We start from the raw sequence: 15,449 nt of genomic DNA on the forward strand, positions 1-15,449 counted from the left end.
CTAGGACTTCTCGGCGTTCTCCGGGCTCCCCGGGCTCTCGGGCTTCTCCGGGTGCCCGGCGCCCGCCGCGTCCGCCACGCCCTCCGTACCCTCCGCGCCCGCCGCGTCCTCCGTGAGGCCGAACGGGTCGGCCACCGTCTCGTCGATGACGGGGGGCGGGGGCTGCGGCGTGCGCGGCATGACGGCGGCCTCCGAGTGGCCGCCGCAGCCGAAGGCGAGGGAGACGACGTGGCCGTCGGCGGGGCTGTACTCGTTGGCGCAGACCCCGAACGCCTGCCGCAGCGAACCGGTGAGCGGCACCAGGAAACCGCAGCTCACGCAGCTGGCCGGGGCCGCCTGCGCCATCGGCGTCTTGGCCCCGTGGGACTCCTCCCAGCGGTCGGCGGCGGCCCGCATTCCGAACCGGGAGAGCACCCGCGGCCGCCCCATGCCCAGCTCCTCGGCGGTGGCACCGATGGCCGCACGGGTGGGGACGGGTTCGTCGGGGGCGCGCTCGGCGGCGGGCGAGGTGGGCAGCGGCTCGTCCTCGCCGGAGAAGCCGGGCTCCAGGCGCAGGTCGTCGGCGTCGGTGGGCAGCAGATCGCCGGGCCCCAGGTCGCCGGGGCGCAGCCGCTCGCTCCAGGGCACCCACTCCGGTGCCAGCAGCGCGTCCGGGCCCGGCAGCAGCACCGACTCGTCGACGGTGACGTTCTTGGCCCGGGAGGCGCGGGCGACCGTCACGGCCCAGCGCCAGCCCCGGTACCCGGGTTCGCGGGCCTCGAAGAAGTGAGTGACCACACGGTCCGCGTCGGCGACGGCCTCGATCCACGCGCCGACCGTGCCGGGCGCCGCCTCTTCCTCGGCGGCGCTCCTGGCCAGCTCGACGGCCTCGGCACACAGTCTGTCGGGGGCGCGCCGGCTCCGCGCACCCCGGCTCGTCCTCCGGGTCGCGGCACTCATGCAGCACTCACAAGAATCGTCTCTCCTACGCCGTAGCGCCGTTGTCGGCGTGCGCTGCCCGGACGGCCACGAGTCCTGGGGCGGGGTCGGGGACGGAGCGGGACCGGGGGGCCGCTGCGACGTCCGCGCCCGCGCTCAAAGGCCATACGGTGCGCACCGTTCACCCACGCTACCCCACAGGGTCATCGGAGGAATCCGCAGCCAGCCCTCCGGACAACCGGCCCCCCGCGCGCGGTGCGCCGGACGCGACCGCGCGAAGCGCCGGAGAAGGAGGGAAAGAAACGGCGTGTTCCGGGGCACACTGAACGACGTGCCCCTCGACGAGCCCGGCAACCGCAGCACACGCGGCGGGGCGCGACGTGCCGCACGAGCGCTGCGGCGGCCCCCGGCCGCCGTGGCGCGCCGCATCCGCCGCGCCACCCACGCGGGCGGGGCGGGCGAGTCCGGTCTCGGCAGGCTCATCGAACTGCACGCCGTCAACTCGGCGGGCGACATGCTCGTCACGGTGGCGCTCGCCTCCACCGTCTTCTTCTCCGTCCCCACCGGCGAGGCCCGCGGCCGGGTCGCCCTCTACCTGGCCGTGACGATGGCGCCCTTCGCGATCCTCGCCCCGGTCATCGGACCGCTGCTGGACCGGATCCCGCACGGGCGGCGCGCGGCGATGGCCGCCGCGATGCTGGCCCGCGCCCTCCTCGCCCTGACCATGGCGGGCGCGGTGGCGACGGGCGGGCTCCAGCTGTACCCGGCGGCGCTGGGGGTGCTGGTCTCCTCGAAGGCGTACGGGGTGGTGCGCTCGGCCGTGGTGCCCCGTCTGCTGCCCCCGCGGATCTCCCTGGTCAAGGCCAACTCGCGGGTCACGCTCGCCGGGCTGCTGGCCACCGGTGCCGCCGCACCGGCCGGTGCGGGGCTGCACCTGCTGGGCGAGGCGTGGCCGCTGTACGGGGCCTTCGCGGTGTTCGTCGCCGGCACATTCCTCTCCTTCTCCCTCGACCCGAAGGTCGACTCCGCCAAGGGCGAGCACCCGGCCCGGCTGTCCCGGGCGGCGCCCGGGGCCCAGGCAGCCGCGCCGCCCGGCCCCGCCGGCACGGCCCGCCCCGTGTCGTCCGCGCGGGGCGGGGAGGGGGAACAGGTGGTGCCCGGCGAGGCCGGACCGCCCGGGGGCGGGTCCCGGCCCGGGTTGCGGACGGTGGGGGTCTCGGTGGTGAGCGCGCTGTGCGCGAACGCGGCGCTGCGCGCGCTCTCCGGCTTCCTCACCTTCTTCCTGGCCTTCCTCCTGCGCGAGCACCCCCTTCCCGGGACGTCCGCCGCCGTCTCGCTGGGGCTGGCCGGTGTCGCGGCGGGGGCGGGCAACGCCCTGGGCACCGCGATCGGCGCCTGGCTGCGGGCCCGCGCCCCCGAAGTGATCATCACCTGCGTGCTGTTCTGCGCCCTGGGCGTGACCGTCGCGGGCGCCGCGCTGTACGGCACGGTGGCGGTGACCGCCGTCGCCGCCACGGCCGGGATCGTGCAGGCCCTCGGCAAGCTGTCCCTGGACGCCCTCATCCAGCGGGACGTCCCCGAGCAGGTCCGCACCTCCGCCTTCGCCCGCTCCGAGACGCTGATGCAGCTGTCCTGGGTGCTCGGCGGCGCCCTCGCCATGGCCTTGCCGCTGGTCGGGCGGCTGGGCCTGGGTGTGGCCGCCGGGGTGGTCGCGGCCGGGGTGCTCACCGCCGTACGGGGCCTGCTCGGTGCGGCGCGCCGGGGAACCCCGCATCCGCGCGCCGCCTGACGGCGTGCCGGGCGCCGCGGCACGCCGCACCCCCGCGTCGCCCAGCGGTGAGCGCCCGATAACCTGCCCGCATGAGCAAGCTCGCGCGGCAGGGCCGCATGTCGTCACAGTCGCGGCGGGGCGTGCGCGCCGCCGCCGCTCTCGGTGCCGCTTCGCTCGGCCTCGTCGCTCTCTCGGCGTGCGAGCAGCCGACCCCGATGGTGACCGCCACGGTGGGCGGGGACTCCGTCTCCACGGAGGCCGCCTGCTACGACGACGGCAAGGCGATCCCGCAGGACGACGTCCGCAAGTGCCTCGGCAAGAAGGCCGAGAAGTCGATCTCCGTCGGTACCGGTGACAAGCTGCGGATCGGTGTCGACCCCAAGACCGCCCACGACGGCTGGCTCGTGCTGGTCGACGGCAAGCCCGCGCTGCCCGAGTCGCTGAAGAAGACGTACTACTCCTTCCAGGGCGAGGTCTTCTTCCAGCAGCAGTCGGCCTCGGGCCAGCCCTCGGCCCCGCGCAAGAACGTCCAGCTCACGGTCGTGCAGACCTCCGGCGGCGACTTCAACGGCATCTGGCACGTCAACCTGAAGAACAGCAACGACTGACGGCCGGACCGGGGCCGCCGCCGGTTCCGCCGACGAGGAGGCGACACGTGCTCGGTGCCTTCGCACGGGTGCTGGTGGTGGCCGCCGTCCCCGCGGAGCGGGACGCCGTGGCGGCGGCCGCCGAGTGCCCCGGGGTGGAGATCGTCGCGGGCGGCGTCGGTCCCGCCGCCGCCGCGGCGAGCACCGCCGCAGCCCTGGTGACGGCCGCGCACGAGGGCCGCCCCTACGACCTTGTGGTGGCGACGGGCATCAGCGGCGGTTTCGCCGAGAACGGTGTCCTCGTCGGCGACACGGTGATCGCCGAGCGCATCGTGGCGGCCGATCTGGGCGCCGAGACGCCCACCGGTTTCGCGTCCGTCGCCGACCTCGGCTTCGGCACCGCGGAGCACCTCCCGCCGGCCGGACTGGTCCGCTCCGCCCAGGAGGCGACCGGCGGCAAGCGGGGCGCCGTCCTCAGCGTCTCGACGACCACCGGGACCCGGCAGCGCGCGGCGGACCTGCTGGCCCGCCATCCGGGGGCGGCGGCGGAGGCCATGGAGGGCTTCGGCGTCGCACAGGCAGCGGCGGCGCACGGCCGGGGGGCGCCCGTGCTGGAGATCCGTACCGTCTCCAACGCCGTCGGCCCCAGGGACCGTGCCGCCTGGCGCGTTCCCGAGGCGCTGGCCGCGCTCACGACCGCCTTCGGCAGGCTGGTCTCCCCGCGCCGCGCAGAAGACCGCACAGAAGGATGTCCGTCATGACCCTGGCAGAACCGCTCTCGATCGCCTTCTCGCCCTGCCCCAACGACACGTTCGTCTTCGAGGCGTGGGCGCACGGCCGGGTGCCGGACGCGGTGCCGCCGACGGTGAAGTTCGCGGACATCGACCTCACCAACGGCATGGCCGAGCGCGGCGAACTGGACGTGCTGAAGGTCTCCTACGCGGTGCTGCCGTGGGTGCTCCAGGAGTACGCGCTGCTGCCGTGCGGCGGCGCCCTGGGCCGCGGCTGCGGGCCGCTGGTGCTCACCCGCGAGCCGGGCGACGGAGCGGCGCTGAGCGGCAAGCGGGTGGCGGTGCCGAGCGAGCGCTCGACCGCGTACCTGCTCTTCCGGCTGTGGGCCGCGGCCGAGGTGCCCGGCGGGGTGGGCGAGATCGTGGTGCTGCCGTTCCACGAGATCATGCCCGCCGTACGGGACGGCGCCGTGGACGCCGGACTCGTCATCCACGAGGCCCGCTTCACCTACCAGCGGTACGGACTGCACAAGCTCGCCGACATGGGCGAGCACTGGGAGGCCACTACGGGCCTGCCGATCCCGCTGGGCGCGATCATCGCCAAGCGCTCGCTGGGCGCCGGGACGCTGCGCTCACTGGCGGCCACCATCAGCACCTCGGTACGGATGGCCTGGCAGGACCCCGAGGCGTCGAAGCCGTACGTCCTCGAACACGCGCAGGAGATGGATCCGGCGGTGGCCGAGCAGCACATCGGGCTGTACGTGAACGAGTTCACCGAGAAGCTGGGCGAGGACGGGTACGCGGCCGTCCGCGGGCTGCTCACCCGGGCCGCGGACGAGGGACTGGTGCCCGCGCTCGGCCCGGACGCGCTGGCCTTCCCCTGAGAGCTGCGGCCCTCAGAGCTGCCGCCGGCTTTTCTCGTGAGAGCCCGCCGGTCCTTCTTGTGCGAGAGAGCGCTGAGCGGGCGTTCCCCGTGTCCCTTCGGGGCGGCCCGTACGGGGACGGGGCCTTGCGGGAACGGGGCTCACGTGCGGGACGCCTCCGAGGGCGGGGCTTGCGTAAGGGGGCGCCCATGCGGGAGCGGGGCACCATGCGGAAGCGGGGACTCCGGCGCTGGGGCGCCCCGGTCAGGACGCCCCAGCCGGAGCGTCGTCAGACGTCCAGCTGGTCGGCCACCGCGCGGAGCATGCCGGCGATCTTGCGGCCGTGCTGCTTGTCGGGGTAGCGGCCGCGCTCCAGGGACTGCGAGACGCCGTCCAGGAGTGTCGTCAGATCCTGCACGATCGAGGCCAGCTCGTCCGGCTTGCGGCGCTGCGCCGCGGCGACGGACGGTGCCGGGTCCAGCAGCGTCAGGGAGAGGGCCTGATCGCCGCGCTGACCCGCGACGACACCGAACTCCACCCGCTGGCCGGGCTTGAGCGTGTCCACCCCGTCCGGGAGCACGGACGAGTGCACGAAGACGTCACCGCCGTCGTCGCGGGAGAGAAAGCCGAAGCCCTTCTCGCTGTTGAACCACTTGACCTTGCCGGTAGGCACGTCTGTCCTCGTCCTCGTACTCGTCCGGCAGCACCGGGCTGCGGCTGCTGGAATCTGGTTGGCGCTGCTGTGCCGGGGCGGGTCAGGCCCCGGGACTCCTGAGAACCCCGACCCCCCGATCCCCCGGAATAGCAGTCGGGCGGGCCGCATGACCCGCCACCACCAAGGTTAATGGCCCCAAGCCTCCTGGCAAGGTGCCCTCGGGCACCGGGCGGCGCCGAGCGGTCGCCCACCGTGTTCCTCCCCCCGGGCCGAGTGCCCGCTGGGGGAGCACTCGCTCCCGGATCTACCCTGTGTGGGTGAACGCTGAAACTCCGTCCGCCGGTGATCTTCTCGTCCGTACCGGCGGGATCGTCTTCCTCGTCGGCGCCGTGGCCACGGTGGTCACGGTGGCACCGCTGTTCCTGGGAACCGAGCCGTTCCCGGCCCCCGCGTACTTCGTCTGCATGCTCATGGGAGCCGGCTTCCTGCTGGCAGCCGCGGGCGTCGTCCGCTCCGCCCTCGCACAGCGCCGGGCCGCCCGGTCCTCCGCCTAGCCATCCGCCTCCTGGCCGGCCATGGCCGCAGCCGGCCTCCCGTCGGCGGACACGGCGAAAGGGCCTGCCCGGGCACGGCGACCTCTGACCCGTCATCGCTCCTGCCGTGCCCGGACAAGCCCGGGGGTTCAGCTCTCCTCACGGGTTCCTCGTCGGCTTCGGTGCCGGGAACCGCGGGGAGGGGACCCGTCAGTACCAGCTGAAGTAGTACTGGCCGTTGGGCAGCTTCGTGCAGGTGTAGCCGTGCAGCGCGCCCATCTGCGCCATCGTGTTGCCGTACTCCAGGCATGCCTGGTAGCTGCCGTCACCCATCACGCCCGTCCGGGGAGTGAAGGAGCTGGATGCGGCCGAGGCCGCGCCCGCGCCGAGCACGGAGATCCCCACGGCCGCCGCCAGACCACCCGCCGCAATCGCGGCCTTACGCTTCATCGTGCGCATTCTTTCTCCAGTTCCGGTTTTCCGTAACGGTTCCGCCCGCGGTTTCACCGGCCGCCCCGGCTGCGCCCGAATGGCTTCTCGCCGCGTGCCGATGCCGCCTTCGACGTACGCGCAGTCAAGCACGGAAGCAACACCGGTACAACAGGCAGCAGTTAGGGGTTCAGAAATGCGTCCTGAGCATCTCGGAAGGTGAGTGCTCGGGAAATGACACAGGTCATCGGTGAACCGCCGGATGCTGCTGTCGCACTCACCGCCACGCCGCTTCGAAGTTCCACATCCGAGGCCCGGAACGATGTGAAAGGCTTCCCTTTCACCGCGTCCCCGTGCCCGCATTCCGCCCGTTTCCCGTGACGGAGAATGCCGTCCGACGAAGGAGTTCGGGCGAAGAAGAAGGGACTGCCCTTCGCACGGCGACCGTTTGGCCCATGAGCGCTGTGGGATGTACTCAGAAAAGTGCTCGGAATTGCCGTGGTCCCCTGGCATTCACACGTCACTCCGTGAGGCGCGAGCCGGATCCCCGGGCCGGCCACATCCCGTTTCCGGACCCGTCCCGGTTTCCGGATCCTGCCCCGCTTTTGGACCCCGTCCCGGTTTCCGACCCCGTCCCCCGCCCCCGCCCGGGTCTCAGGCTTCCGCCCCGTCCCGGGTGAAGTCGGCCAGCCAGGCGGGGAAGGCCGTCAGGTCGGGAAGCACCACGTCGGCGCCCGCCTCGGTCAGTTCCGCCGCGTCGCACGGGCCGGTGGCCACGGCGACGGAGGTGGCGCCCGCCAGCCGGGCGCCCCGCACGTCGCCCACGTGGTCGCCGACGTACACCCTGGCGCCGTGCGCCGTCAGCGCCTCCGCCTTGCCCTCGGCCCACAGATCGCCGACCAGTACGTCGGGCCGCAGGCCGAGGTGGTCGAGGTGCAGTCGCGCGCTCGGCCGGTACTTGGCCGTGACGACCAGGGTGCGTCCGCCCGCGGCCCGTACGGCCTCCAGGGCGGCGCGGGCGCCCGGCATCGCGGTGCTCGGCTCGACGGCGGTGTCCGGGTAGATCTCCCGGTAGCGCTCGGCCATCGCCGGCACCTCCTCCGGCGGGAACCAGTACGCCATCTCCTGAACGAGCGGCGGGCCGAGCCGGGTGACGACCAGGTCCGCGTCGATGTGCACGCCCGTCTCCTCGGCCAGCCGGCGCCACGCGGCGTGGATGCCGGGGCGGGAGTCGATCAGCGTCATGTCCAGGTCGAAGCCGACCGTGGGGCCGGCGGTGTGGTCCGCGGACATGGCCCGGGACGACGGAGAGGGGGACGCCGGAGAGGGTGACGGAGAAGAGGGGGACGCCGGGGAAGGGGTCGGAGCGTGCGGAACCATGCCGGACATTCTGCCCGGCCCTACGCCTTACACTGAGGGCTGCCTCAGACTTAGGTCTGCCTAACCTACCCAGTACGGGACCGCGCGGACGACCGGCCGGCACCCCTCCCGGCGGCTGCCCCCGGGTTCCCCGGAAGAAGCCGGTCCCCCGGAAGAAGAGAGCAGCGCCATGCCAGCCGTATCCGCGCCGACCGGCGACCGCGCCGGGACCCCGGCCGGTGCGGGGCGGACTCCGCGCCCCTCCCGCGGCGGAGGCAGCCCGGCGCGCCGGGCTGCCTGGGTGCTCGCCGGACTCGTCACCCTCGGGCTCGCCGCCCTGCTGAGCCTCGCCCTGGGCAGCCGCGCCATCGCCCCCGCCGCCGTGTGGGACGCGCTGCTGCACGGCGGGCACAGCAACGCGGCCGAGGTCGTGCGCGGCATGCGTCTGCCCCGCACCCTGGTCGGCCTCATGGTCGGCGCCGCGCTGGGCCTGGCGGGCACCGTCATGCAGGGCCTGACACGCAACCCCATCGCCGAGCCCGGCATCCTCGGCGTCAGCCAGGGCGCCGCCGTCGGCGTCGTGTGCGCCATCGCCTTCGCGGACGTGCACACCCTCGGCGGCTACGTGTGGTTCGGCTTCGCGGGGGCCGGCGTCGCGGCCCTCGCCGTGCACGCCGTCGCCGCCCGCGGACGCGGCGGGGCCACACCCGTGAAGCTCGCGCTGTCCGGCGCCGCCGTCAACGCCCTGCTCGTCGCCGTCGTCTCCGGCATCCTGACCACCCGCGCCGCTGCCATGGACGAGTTCCGCTTCTGGCAGGTCGGCTCGCTCGCGGACCGCGACGCCGCCATCGCCGGCCAGGTGTGGCCGTTCCTCGCGGTGGGCGCCGTCCTGGTGCTCTCCGTCGCCCGCGGCCTGGACGCCCTCGCTTTGGGCGAGGACATGGCGAAGGGCCTCGGGCAACGCGTCGGCACCGTACGCGTGGTGGGAGGGCTCGGCGCCACCGTGCTGACCGGTGCCGGGGTCGCGGCCGCCGGCCCCCTCGCCTTCGTGGGCCTCGCCGTGCCCCACATGGCGCGGGCCCTCGTCGGCGGCAGCCACCGCTGGCTGCTGCCCATGTCCGCCGTGCTGGGGCCCGTCGTCCTGCTCGTCTCCGACGTCGCGGGCCGCCTCGTCATGCGCCCCGGCGAGGTTCCGGCCGGCGTGATGACGGCCCTGGTGGGTGTGCCGTTCCTGGTGACGCTGGTGCGCAGAAGGGCGGTCGCGGCATGAGGACGGTGATGGCGGGGAGGACGGGGGCGACGGGGAGGACGGGGGCGACAGAGAGGGCGATGACGACGGGGACGGTGACGACAGGGAGGACGGGGGCGACGGGGACGGTGACGACAGGGAGGGCGATGACGGGAGGGGCCACGGCGTGCCACTCGTACGTGGCGGCCGGCTTGTCCACAGGGGTGTGGATATGAGTGCCGTCCCCGCCCGCGTGAGACCCGCGGGACACGCACTCGTGCGGCGCCGCACCACCTCCTGGCTGGTGCACCGCCGGGCGGCCGTGGTGGCGTGCTCCCTCACGGTCGCGCTGCTCGCGGCGATGGTCGCGAATCTGACCTTCGGCGAGACAACGGTGGCCCCGGCGGAGGTCGTCAAGGTCCTCCTCGGCAGGCCGTCCCCCGACGAACTGGTCGTCGGCACGCTCCGCCTGCCCCGCATGGCCGTGGGCCTCATGGCGGGCGCCGCGCTGGGCGTCGCGGGCGCGCTGGTCCAGACAGTGGCCCGCAACCCGCTGGCGAGCCCGGAGATCATCGGGGTGACGCACGGCGCCTCGGCGCTGACCGTCGGCGCGATGACGTTCGGCATCACCTCCTACGCCACCCTGCCCTACCTGTCAACGGCGGGCGGACTGCTCGCGGCCCTGCTGGTCTACGTGTTCGCATGGCGCGGCGGACTCCACGCCACCCGCTTCGTCCTGATCGGCATCGGCATCTCGGTGGCACTGCGCTCCCTCACCCAGCTGTTCCTCACCAAGGGCGACTACCTGGTGGCGCAGCAGGCCAAGGTGTGGATGACGGGCTCGCTCAACGGCCGCGGCTGGGACCAGGCCGGACCGCTGGCCCTCGCCCTCCTGGTGATGCTGCCGTGCACCCTGTGGTCGGCCCGCGCCATGCGCAACGTCACCCTGGACGACGACACGGCCACGGCACTGGGCGTACGGCTGAACCGGGTGCGCCTGGGACTCGTCGTCACCGGCGTCGTCCTCGCGTCCGTGGCGACCGGCGCGGCCGGCCCTGTCGACTTCGTGGCCCTGCTGGCACCGCAGATCGCCCGCCGTCTGACACGTACGGCACAGATACCGCTGCTCTCTTCCGCCCTGCTCGGCGCGTTCGTGGTCACCTTCGGGGACCTGCTCGCACGGAAGCTGTTCGCGCCGACCGAGCTGCCGGTCGGCGTGCTGACGGCCGCGGTGGGGGCGCCGTACCTGATCTGGCTGATCATCCGCACCAGCGGCGGGAACCGCGGCGGCACCCGCACCCGCAGCGGCACCCGCACCCGCAGCGGCACCCACACCCGTACCGAGAGCCCGAGGGGGGCCGCCCGATGAGCGCTTCCGCCACCACCCGTCTCACCGCGCGCGGGCTGACGCTCGCCTACGAGGAGAGAACCGTCGTCGAGGAACTCGACCTGGAGGTGCCGGACGGTGAGATCACCGTCGTCGTCGGCCCCAACGCGTGCGGGAAATCGACCACCCTGCGGGCCCTCGGCCGGCTCCTGAAGCCCCGCTCGGGGGCCGTCCTGCTGGACGGCGAGGAGCTGGCGCGCATCCCGACCCGCACCATCGCGCAGTCGATCGGCCTGCTGCCGCAGTCCCCGGTGGCGCCCGAGGCGATCACCGTCTCGGACCTGGTCTCACGCGGCCGGCAGCCGCACCAGCGGTGGTGGCAGCAGTGGTCCCAGGAGGACGAACGGGCCGTCACGGAAGCGATGGAGCGCACGGATGTCGCCGCGCTCGCCGACCGCCCTGTCGACGCACTGTCGGGCGGCCAGCGGCAGCGCGTATGGATCGCGATGGCACTCGCCCAGGAGACGGACCTGCTGCTGCTGGACGAGCCGACGACCTATCTGGACATCGCCCACCAGGTGGAGGTCCTGGACCTGGTACGGCAGCTCAACCGCGAGAAGGGCCGCACCGTGGTGATGGTCCTGCACGACCTCAACCAGGCGACCCGGTACGCGGATCACCTCGTCGCCATGAAGAACGGCCGTGTGGCGGCACGGGGACGGCCGGAGGAGATCGTGGACGCGGCGCTCGTCCGCGAGGTCTTCGGCCTGGAAGCCGTCGTCGTCCCCTGCCCGGTCACCGGCGACCCGCTTGTCGTCCCGGGGGCCCCCTGGTCCGCCGACGCCCCATCCCCGGCCCCCGCCCGCCCCGTGCAGCGCGGCGCCTCCCGCTCCCCCTCCTCGCCCTCACTCCGAAAGGCCACCTCATGAAGGTCACCCGAACCTGGGTCGGCGCGGCACTCGTCCTCACTTCCGCCCTCGCGCTCTCCGGCTGCGGCTCGGACTCCGGCTCCGGTTCCGGCTCCGGCTCCGGTTCGGACAAGGGCGGCAAGGGCGGTACGCACACCGTGAAGACCGCCAACGGACCGGTGAAGGTGCCCGACCACCCCCAGCGGGTCGTCGTCCTGGACACCGCGGAGCTGGACTCCGCGATCACCCTCGGCGTCAGGCCCGTCGGCGCGACCACGGCACAGCCCGGAAAGCCCTTCCTGGGCTACCTGCCGAAGGACCGGCTCAAGGACGTCGAGAACGTCGGTGTCATCTCCCAGCCCAGCATGGAGAAGATCCTCTCTCTCAAGCCGGACCTGATCCTCACCAACAAGGAGCGCGACGGCAGCCGTTACGACGAACTGTCGAAGATCGCCCCTACGGTGATGACCGAGACCACCGGGTATCCGTGGAAGAAGAACTTCCAGGTGCACGCGGAGGCGCTCGGCAAGAAGGCCGAGGCGAAGAAGGTACTGGCCGACTACGCGGCCCACACCCGGAAGGTCACCCAGGCACTGGGCGGCCGGAAGAAGGCCGCCGGTACCGAGACGAGCGTCATCCGCTTCCAGGAGGGCGCGGACACCCGCGTGTACGGCGAGAGGGCCTACATCGCCACCCTCCTCAAGGACGTCGGCCTCTCCCGCCCGCCGGCCGCCCGGAACGCCAAGGACTACGGCGGTCTCGCCATGGACGTCAGCCCCGAACAGGTCGACAAGGGCGACGCGGACGCCGTCTTCTACACCTCCTACGGCGACCCCGGGAAGTCGGGCGAGGCGAAGGCCGTCAAGAGCCCCCTGTGGAAGAACATGCGCGCCGTCAAGAACAACCGCGCCTTCCACGTCGAGGACGAACTGTGGATCCAGGGCATCGGCTACACCGCCGCCGACAAGATCCTGGACGAGCTGGAGAAGGACCTCACGAAGTAGGGGGGAACGTCTCCGGGTAGAGGAAGCACCTCACCGGGCAGGGGAAGCACTTCACCAGGTAGGGGAAGCACCGCACCGGGTAGGCGAGGGCGCTTTCCTGGGGTGGTTCGGGGGCTGGCGCCGGGGCCGGGACCGGGGTTCGGGGCGGGTACGAGGCTGGGGCCGGGGGTCGGCGGCCCCTGGCGCGCTGTCGCGCGGGAAGTCGTGCGCCGCGCCGGGGATCGGGGGCCTCGGAGCCGGCCCCGGACGCCGGGGTCTCCCTCGGGGGTAGTGCTAGGTCCACTGCGAGAACTCGCTCTGGGGCTATCGTTCGCGGGCCGTTCCGGCTGGTTGGCTGGGGTGCAGCGGCGAGGACGACGGGTCCTGGCCGAGGAACCGGGCGGGCCGGATCTGGCCGCCCGGGCAAGGGGGTTGGACGATGCACACCCATCGCGGGGCGGCCCGTTGGGCGACGGTGACCATGACGGCGGCGGCCGTCCTGGCGGGACTGGCCGGACCGGCGCAGGCCGAGCGGCCCGGCACGGTGACGGCAGCGGGCCAGGGAAAGAGCGCCCGGCCGACGGCTAAGGACCGCGCTGTCCTCCAACGGGACGTGGCGGCCGTACGGAAGGCGGGGGGCGGCAAGGTCAAGGTGCTGGCGCAGGCCCGGGACGGCCACCGGTCGGTCCGGGCCAGGTCCGGGGCCGCGGTGCCGTGGGACGCCCGGTTCCGTGCTGCCAGCACGACCAAGACCTTCACGGCGGTGGTGGTGCTGCAACTGGCCGAGGAGGGCAAGCTGTCGCTGGACGACACGGTGGACACATGGCTGCCCGGGGTCGTCGAGGGCAACGGCAACGACGGCTCGCGGATCACCGTCCGCGACCTGCTCCAGCAGACCAGCGGCCTCTTCGACTACGTCGACGACCCGGAACTGGCCTCCGCGCTCACCGAGTTCGACAAGCACCGCTACGACACGACACCGGCGCGGGAGTGGGTGGCGGTGGCCATGCGGCACAAGCCCGTCTTCACACCCGGCCGGGCCACGGACCCGCCCACGGCCAAGGACCCGACCACGGCGGCGGGGCCGGGACCGGGCCCCGGGCCGGGCAGCACGAAGCGCCGGGAAGAGCCGTCCCACGACGGCACACCCCAGGGCGGCACGTCCCACGGCGAGGGGAAGCGCTGGGCGTATTCCAACACGAACTACCTGCTGGCCGGCATGATCGCCGAGAAGGCGGGCGGGCTGCCCTGGAGAGAGCAGGTCGAGCACCGGGTCATCGCCCCGCTCCGACTGCGGGCCACGTCCGTGACGGGTGCGAACCCCTTCATGCCGGGCCCGCATCTCCGCATCGTGCTGCCCCTGCCGGGGCCGGACGGCAAACCGGAACCGGTGGACGTGACCGAGCACAGCCTCCAGCACACCGCCGACTCCGCGATCGTCAGCACCACGGACGACCTGAACACCTTCTACCGGGCCCTGATGACCGGCAAGCTGCTGCGGGAGAAGCAACTCTCCGAGATGCGGCGGACGGTGGAGCGCACCGACGACCCCGATGACGTCGCCGCCTGGCCGGAGGGCGGCTACGGCCTGGGACTGCGCGAGACCCCGCTGTCGTGCGGCGGCAGCTACTGGCACCACGAGGGTGACGGCTTCGGCTCCTACACCCGCACCGGCGTGACCGCCGACGGCCGCCGCTCGGTCGTCATCTCCGTGACCAGCGACGGGGGCGCCCCCGACCAGATACGACTCAACACCGCGACCCGCCGCCTGGTCGACCACGCCCTGTGCGGCACCCGCCGCTGAGTCCCGTCGGTTCGTTCAGCCCCGCGCCGGGCGCCGGGCGCGCCAGACCAGGTAGAGGGCGCTGGCCACCGCCGCCACTCGGAGAACGACGGGGAAGGCGTCGCTCATCGCCTCGCGCAGCGCGTCGCCTCCCTTCGCCAGCGGCTCGCCCCACCGGCCGTCCGCCCGCCCCCACAACCACACTCCGGCGCCGCCCAGCACCAGCCCCGGCATCCCGGCGGCCGCCCACTTGGCCTCCGTACGGCTGAACTTGGGCGACCACCACGCCGCCAGCCACCCCACAGCCAGAGGGATCAACGAGCCGATGACCGCACCCGTCACCAGCAGCACGGCCGCGCCCCACTCGACCAGACCGCCCCGCCCGGGGCCACCGCTCTCCCCGCCCTTGCCGTCCTTGCCGCTCCTGCCACGCCGCCACCGGCGCAGCAGGGCGAGCGCGCCGAGCGCGGGCGCCCCGGCCGGGGGCGCGGCCTCGACGGCGGGCGCGGCGGGCCCCTCCGGAGCACCGGGCGGGGACGGTGTGCCCGGTGCGACCGGCGTCCCGGGTGCCACCGGCGTGCCCGGTGCCGTCGGGGTGCCCGGTGCCGGCTCCTTCTCGTCGCCCGGCGGCGGCTTGAGGACCTCCGGCAACTCGATACCGCCCACGAAGCCCGGTACGGGCTCGCCGGCCGGCACGGCGCTGCCGCCGCCCGGTCCGGTGCCGAACGGACTCGCGTCCACGCGCCACCAGTCGGGGTCGGTGTCCCCGGGGCCGAGTTCGTCCAGGCTCGCCAGATGCGGGGGCGAGGCCCCGAAGGCGGCGCTGGGGGTCCCGGTCCGCTGGCCGGGCACGGTCGGCTTCCCGGTGACGGGCACCTCCGCCGCGCCCTTCCCCGGCCCACTGGACGCCGTCTTCCCGGACCCGGCACCTGACCTGCTCGTTCCCGGCCCGCCCGACGTCAACCGGTCCCATGCCGACCGGCCCGGTGCCTTGCCGTCCGCGCCGTCCGCCCGGGAGGAGGGCGCGGGGGACGGGGTGGGGACGGAGGGGGCCTCGCCGCCGTTCGCGGAGGCGACCACCTCCTCCGGGCGGCCCAGGCGGTCGAGGATCTTCTGGACGGCGGCCCTGGTCACCGCGCCGCCCTCCTCGGCCCGCGCCCTGTCGATCTGGCCGCGCAGGCCGCCGACGAGCCTGGCCCGTTCGGCGGCGGTCATGCGCGCGCTGTGGGCCAGGTCCCCGACCCGGCTCAAGTAGTCGAACACGAGCTGTTCGCTCTCGATCCCCACCAAGTCCCCGCAGCCTGCTCGCCCTTCACCTGCCCTCGCCATGACGGTACCGCGCGGCTCCCCCGAGAGGGAGCAGCCCGGGGCCCC

The 15,449-nt window shown here is 73.8% G+C and carries 15 protein-coding genes; 10 read left to right on the plus strand and 5 right to left on the minus strand.

Annotated elements, in window-relative coordinates:
* Entirely contained in the window at positions 1-939 is a 939-nt protein-coding gene (locus FM076_RS14615) for a DUF3027 domain-containing protein (RefSeq protein WP_173870980.1), read from the minus strand.
* 310 nt (positions 940-1,249) lie between these two features.
* Here FM076_RS14615 and FM076_RS14620 point away from each other — a divergent pair, with 310 nt between their 5' ends.
* The 4 genes from FM076_RS14620 (at position 1,250) to FM076_RS14635 (ending at position 4,891) form a co-directional block, all read left to right on the plus strand.
* On the plus strand, positions 1,250-2,707 hold the full coding sequence (locus FM076_RS14620) for an MFS transporter (RefSeq protein ID WP_173874743.1): 1,458 nt from the start codon (positions 1,250-1,252) through the stop codon (positions 2,705-2,707).
* A gap of 71 nt (positions 2,708-2,778) precedes the next feature.
* Complete coding sequence (locus FM076_RS14625) at positions 2,779-3,297, plus strand: DUF2771 domain-containing protein (RefSeq protein WP_173870982.1); 519 nt, start codon at positions 2,779-2,781, stop codon at positions 3,295-3,297.
* 47 nt (positions 3,298-3,344) lie between these two features.
* Positions 3,345-4,037, plus strand: coding sequence for a futalosine hydrolase (locus FM076_RS14630; RefSeq protein ID WP_345945011.1), 693 nt, complete (start codon positions 3,345-3,347; stop codon positions 4,035-4,037).
* On the plus strand, positions 4,034-4,891 hold the full coding sequence (locus tag FM076_RS14635) for a 1,4-dihydroxy-6-naphthoate synthase (protein WP_173870984.1): 858 nt from the start codon (positions 4,034-4,036) through the stop codon (positions 4,889-4,891). The genes FM076_RS14630 and FM076_RS14635 overlap by 4 nt, the downstream gene beginning before the upstream one ends.
* Positions 4,892-5,159: 268 nt before the next feature.
* On the opposite strand, the gene FM076_RS34640 is transcribed toward FM076_RS14635, so the two are convergent.
* Positions 5,160-5,543 carry a cold shock domain-containing protein gene (locus tag FM076_RS34640; RefSeq protein WP_173870986.1) on the minus strand — a complete coding sequence of 128 codons (384 nt, stop codon included), beginning with the start codon at positions 5,541-5,543 and terminating at the stop codon, positions 5,160-5,162.
* A gap of 293 nt (positions 5,544-5,836) precedes the next feature.
* Here FM076_RS34640 and FM076_RS14645 point away from each other — a divergent pair, with 293 nt between their 5' ends.
* On the plus strand, positions 5,837-6,079 hold the full coding sequence (locus tag FM076_RS14645) for a hypothetical protein (RefSeq protein ID WP_428814859.1): 243 nt from the start codon (positions 5,837-5,839) through the stop codon (positions 6,077-6,079).
* A 189-nt stretch (positions 6,080-6,268) separates the two neighbouring features.
* Here the strand turns inward: FM076_RS14645 and FM076_RS14650 are convergent, their stop codons facing one another.
* Both FM076_RS14650 and FM076_RS14655 read right to left on the minus strand, forming a co-directional pair.
* Positions 6,269-6,508 (minus strand): hypothetical protein, encoded by a 240-nt coding sequence (locus FM076_RS14650; protein ID WP_243274499.1) that lies wholly within the window; start codon positions 6,506-6,508, stop codon positions 6,269-6,271.
* Positions 6,509-7,141: 633 nt separating this feature from the next.
* The gene (locus tag FM076_RS14655) at positions 7,142-7,780 is read right to left on the minus strand and encodes an HAD family hydrolase (protein WP_243274501.1); all 639 of its coding nucleotides are present in this window, start codon (positions 7,778-7,780) and stop codon (positions 7,142-7,144) included.
* Positions 7,781-8,036: 256 nt separating this feature from the next.
* Between FM076_RS14655 and FM076_RS14660 the strand changes: the two genes are divergently transcribed.
* From FM076_RS14660 to FM076_RS33780, 5 genes are all read left to right on the plus strand, one after another.
* Positions 8,037-9,116 (plus strand): FecCD family ABC transporter permease, encoded by a 1,080-nt coding sequence (locus FM076_RS14660; RefSeq protein ID WP_173870994.1) that lies wholly within the window; start codon positions 8,037-8,039, stop codon positions 9,114-9,116.
* A 190-nt stretch (positions 9,117-9,306) separates the two neighbouring features.
* Entirely contained in the window at positions 9,307-10,443 is a 1,137-nt protein-coding gene (locus tag FM076_RS14665; RefSeq protein WP_173870996.1) for a FecCD family ABC transporter permease, read from the plus strand.
* A complete protein-coding gene (locus tag FM076_RS14670) occupies positions 10,440-11,330 on the plus strand; it encodes an ABC transporter ATP-binding protein (protein WP_173870998.1) in 891 nt (296 codons plus the stop codon). The genes FM076_RS14665 and FM076_RS14670 overlap by 4 nt, the downstream gene beginning before the upstream one ends.
* Positions 11,327-12,313, plus strand: coding sequence for an ABC transporter substrate-binding protein (locus tag FM076_RS14675; protein ID WP_173871000.1), 987 nt, complete (start codon positions 11,327-11,329; stop codon positions 12,311-12,313). Before FM076_RS14670 ends, FM076_RS14675 begins: the two co-directional genes overlap by 4 nt.
* 418 nt (positions 12,314-12,731) lie before the next feature.
* The gene (locus tag FM076_RS33780) at positions 12,732-14,096 is read left to right on the plus strand and encodes a serine hydrolase domain-containing protein (RefSeq protein WP_243274502.1); all 1,365 of its coding nucleotides are present in this window, start codon (positions 12,732-12,734) and stop codon (positions 14,094-14,096) included.
* Positions 14,097-14,111: 15 nt separating this feature from the next.
* Here the strand turns inward: FM076_RS33780 and FM076_RS14685 are convergent, their stop codons facing one another.
* Positions 14,112-15,362, minus strand: a complete 1,251-nt coding sequence (locus tag FM076_RS14685; protein WP_173874745.1) for a hypothetical protein — start codon at positions 15,360-15,362, stop codon at positions 14,112-14,114.
* Positions 15,363-15,449 lie beyond the last annotated feature (87 nt).

The organism is Streptomyces albus subsp. chlorinus, assembly GCF_013302895.1.
In the GTDB taxonomy this organism is placed as follows: Bacteria; Actinomycetota; Actinomycetes; order Streptomycetales; family Streptomycetaceae; genus Streptomyces; species Streptomyces chlorinus.

Coding starts and splice junctions, on each gene's coding strand:
- FM076_RS14615 (WP_173870980.1), bottom strand. CDS start 939: ATGAGTGCCGCGACCCGGAGGACGAGCCGGGGTGCGCGGAGCCGGCGC.
- FM076_RS14625 (WP_173870982.1), top strand. CDS start 2,779: ATGAGCAAGCTCGCGCGGCAGGGCCGCATGTCGTCACAGTCGCGGCGG.
- FM076_RS14635 (WP_173870984.1), top strand. CDS start 4,034: ATGACCCTGGCAGAACCGCTCTCGATCGCCTTCTCGCCCTGCCCCAAC.
- FM076_RS14650 (WP_243274499.1), bottom strand. CDS start 6,508: ATGAAGCGTAAGGCCGCGATTGCGGCGGGTGGTCTGGCGGCGGCCGTG.
- FM076_RS14655 (WP_243274501.1), bottom strand. CDS start 7,780: ATGTCCGCGGACCACACCGCCGGCCCCACGGTCGGCTTCGACCTGGAC.
- FM076_RS14660 (WP_173870994.1), top strand. CDS start 8,037: ATGCCAGCCGTATCCGCGCCGACCGGCGACCGCGCCGGGACCCCGGCC.
- FM076_RS14665 (WP_173870996.1), top strand. CDS start 9,307: ATGAGTGCCGTCCCCGCCCGCGTGAGACCCGCGGGACACGCACTCGTG.
- FM076_RS14670 (WP_173870998.1), top strand. CDS start 10,440: ATGAGCGCTTCCGCCACCACCCGTCTCACCGCGCGCGGGCTGACGCTC.
- FM076_RS14675 (WP_173871000.1), top strand. CDS start 11,327: ATGAAGGTCACCCGAACCTGGGTCGGCGCGGCACTCGTCCTCACTTCC.
- FM076_RS33780 (WP_243274502.1), top strand. CDS start 12,732: ATGCACACCCATCGCGGGGCGGCCCGTTGGGCGACGGTGACCATGACG.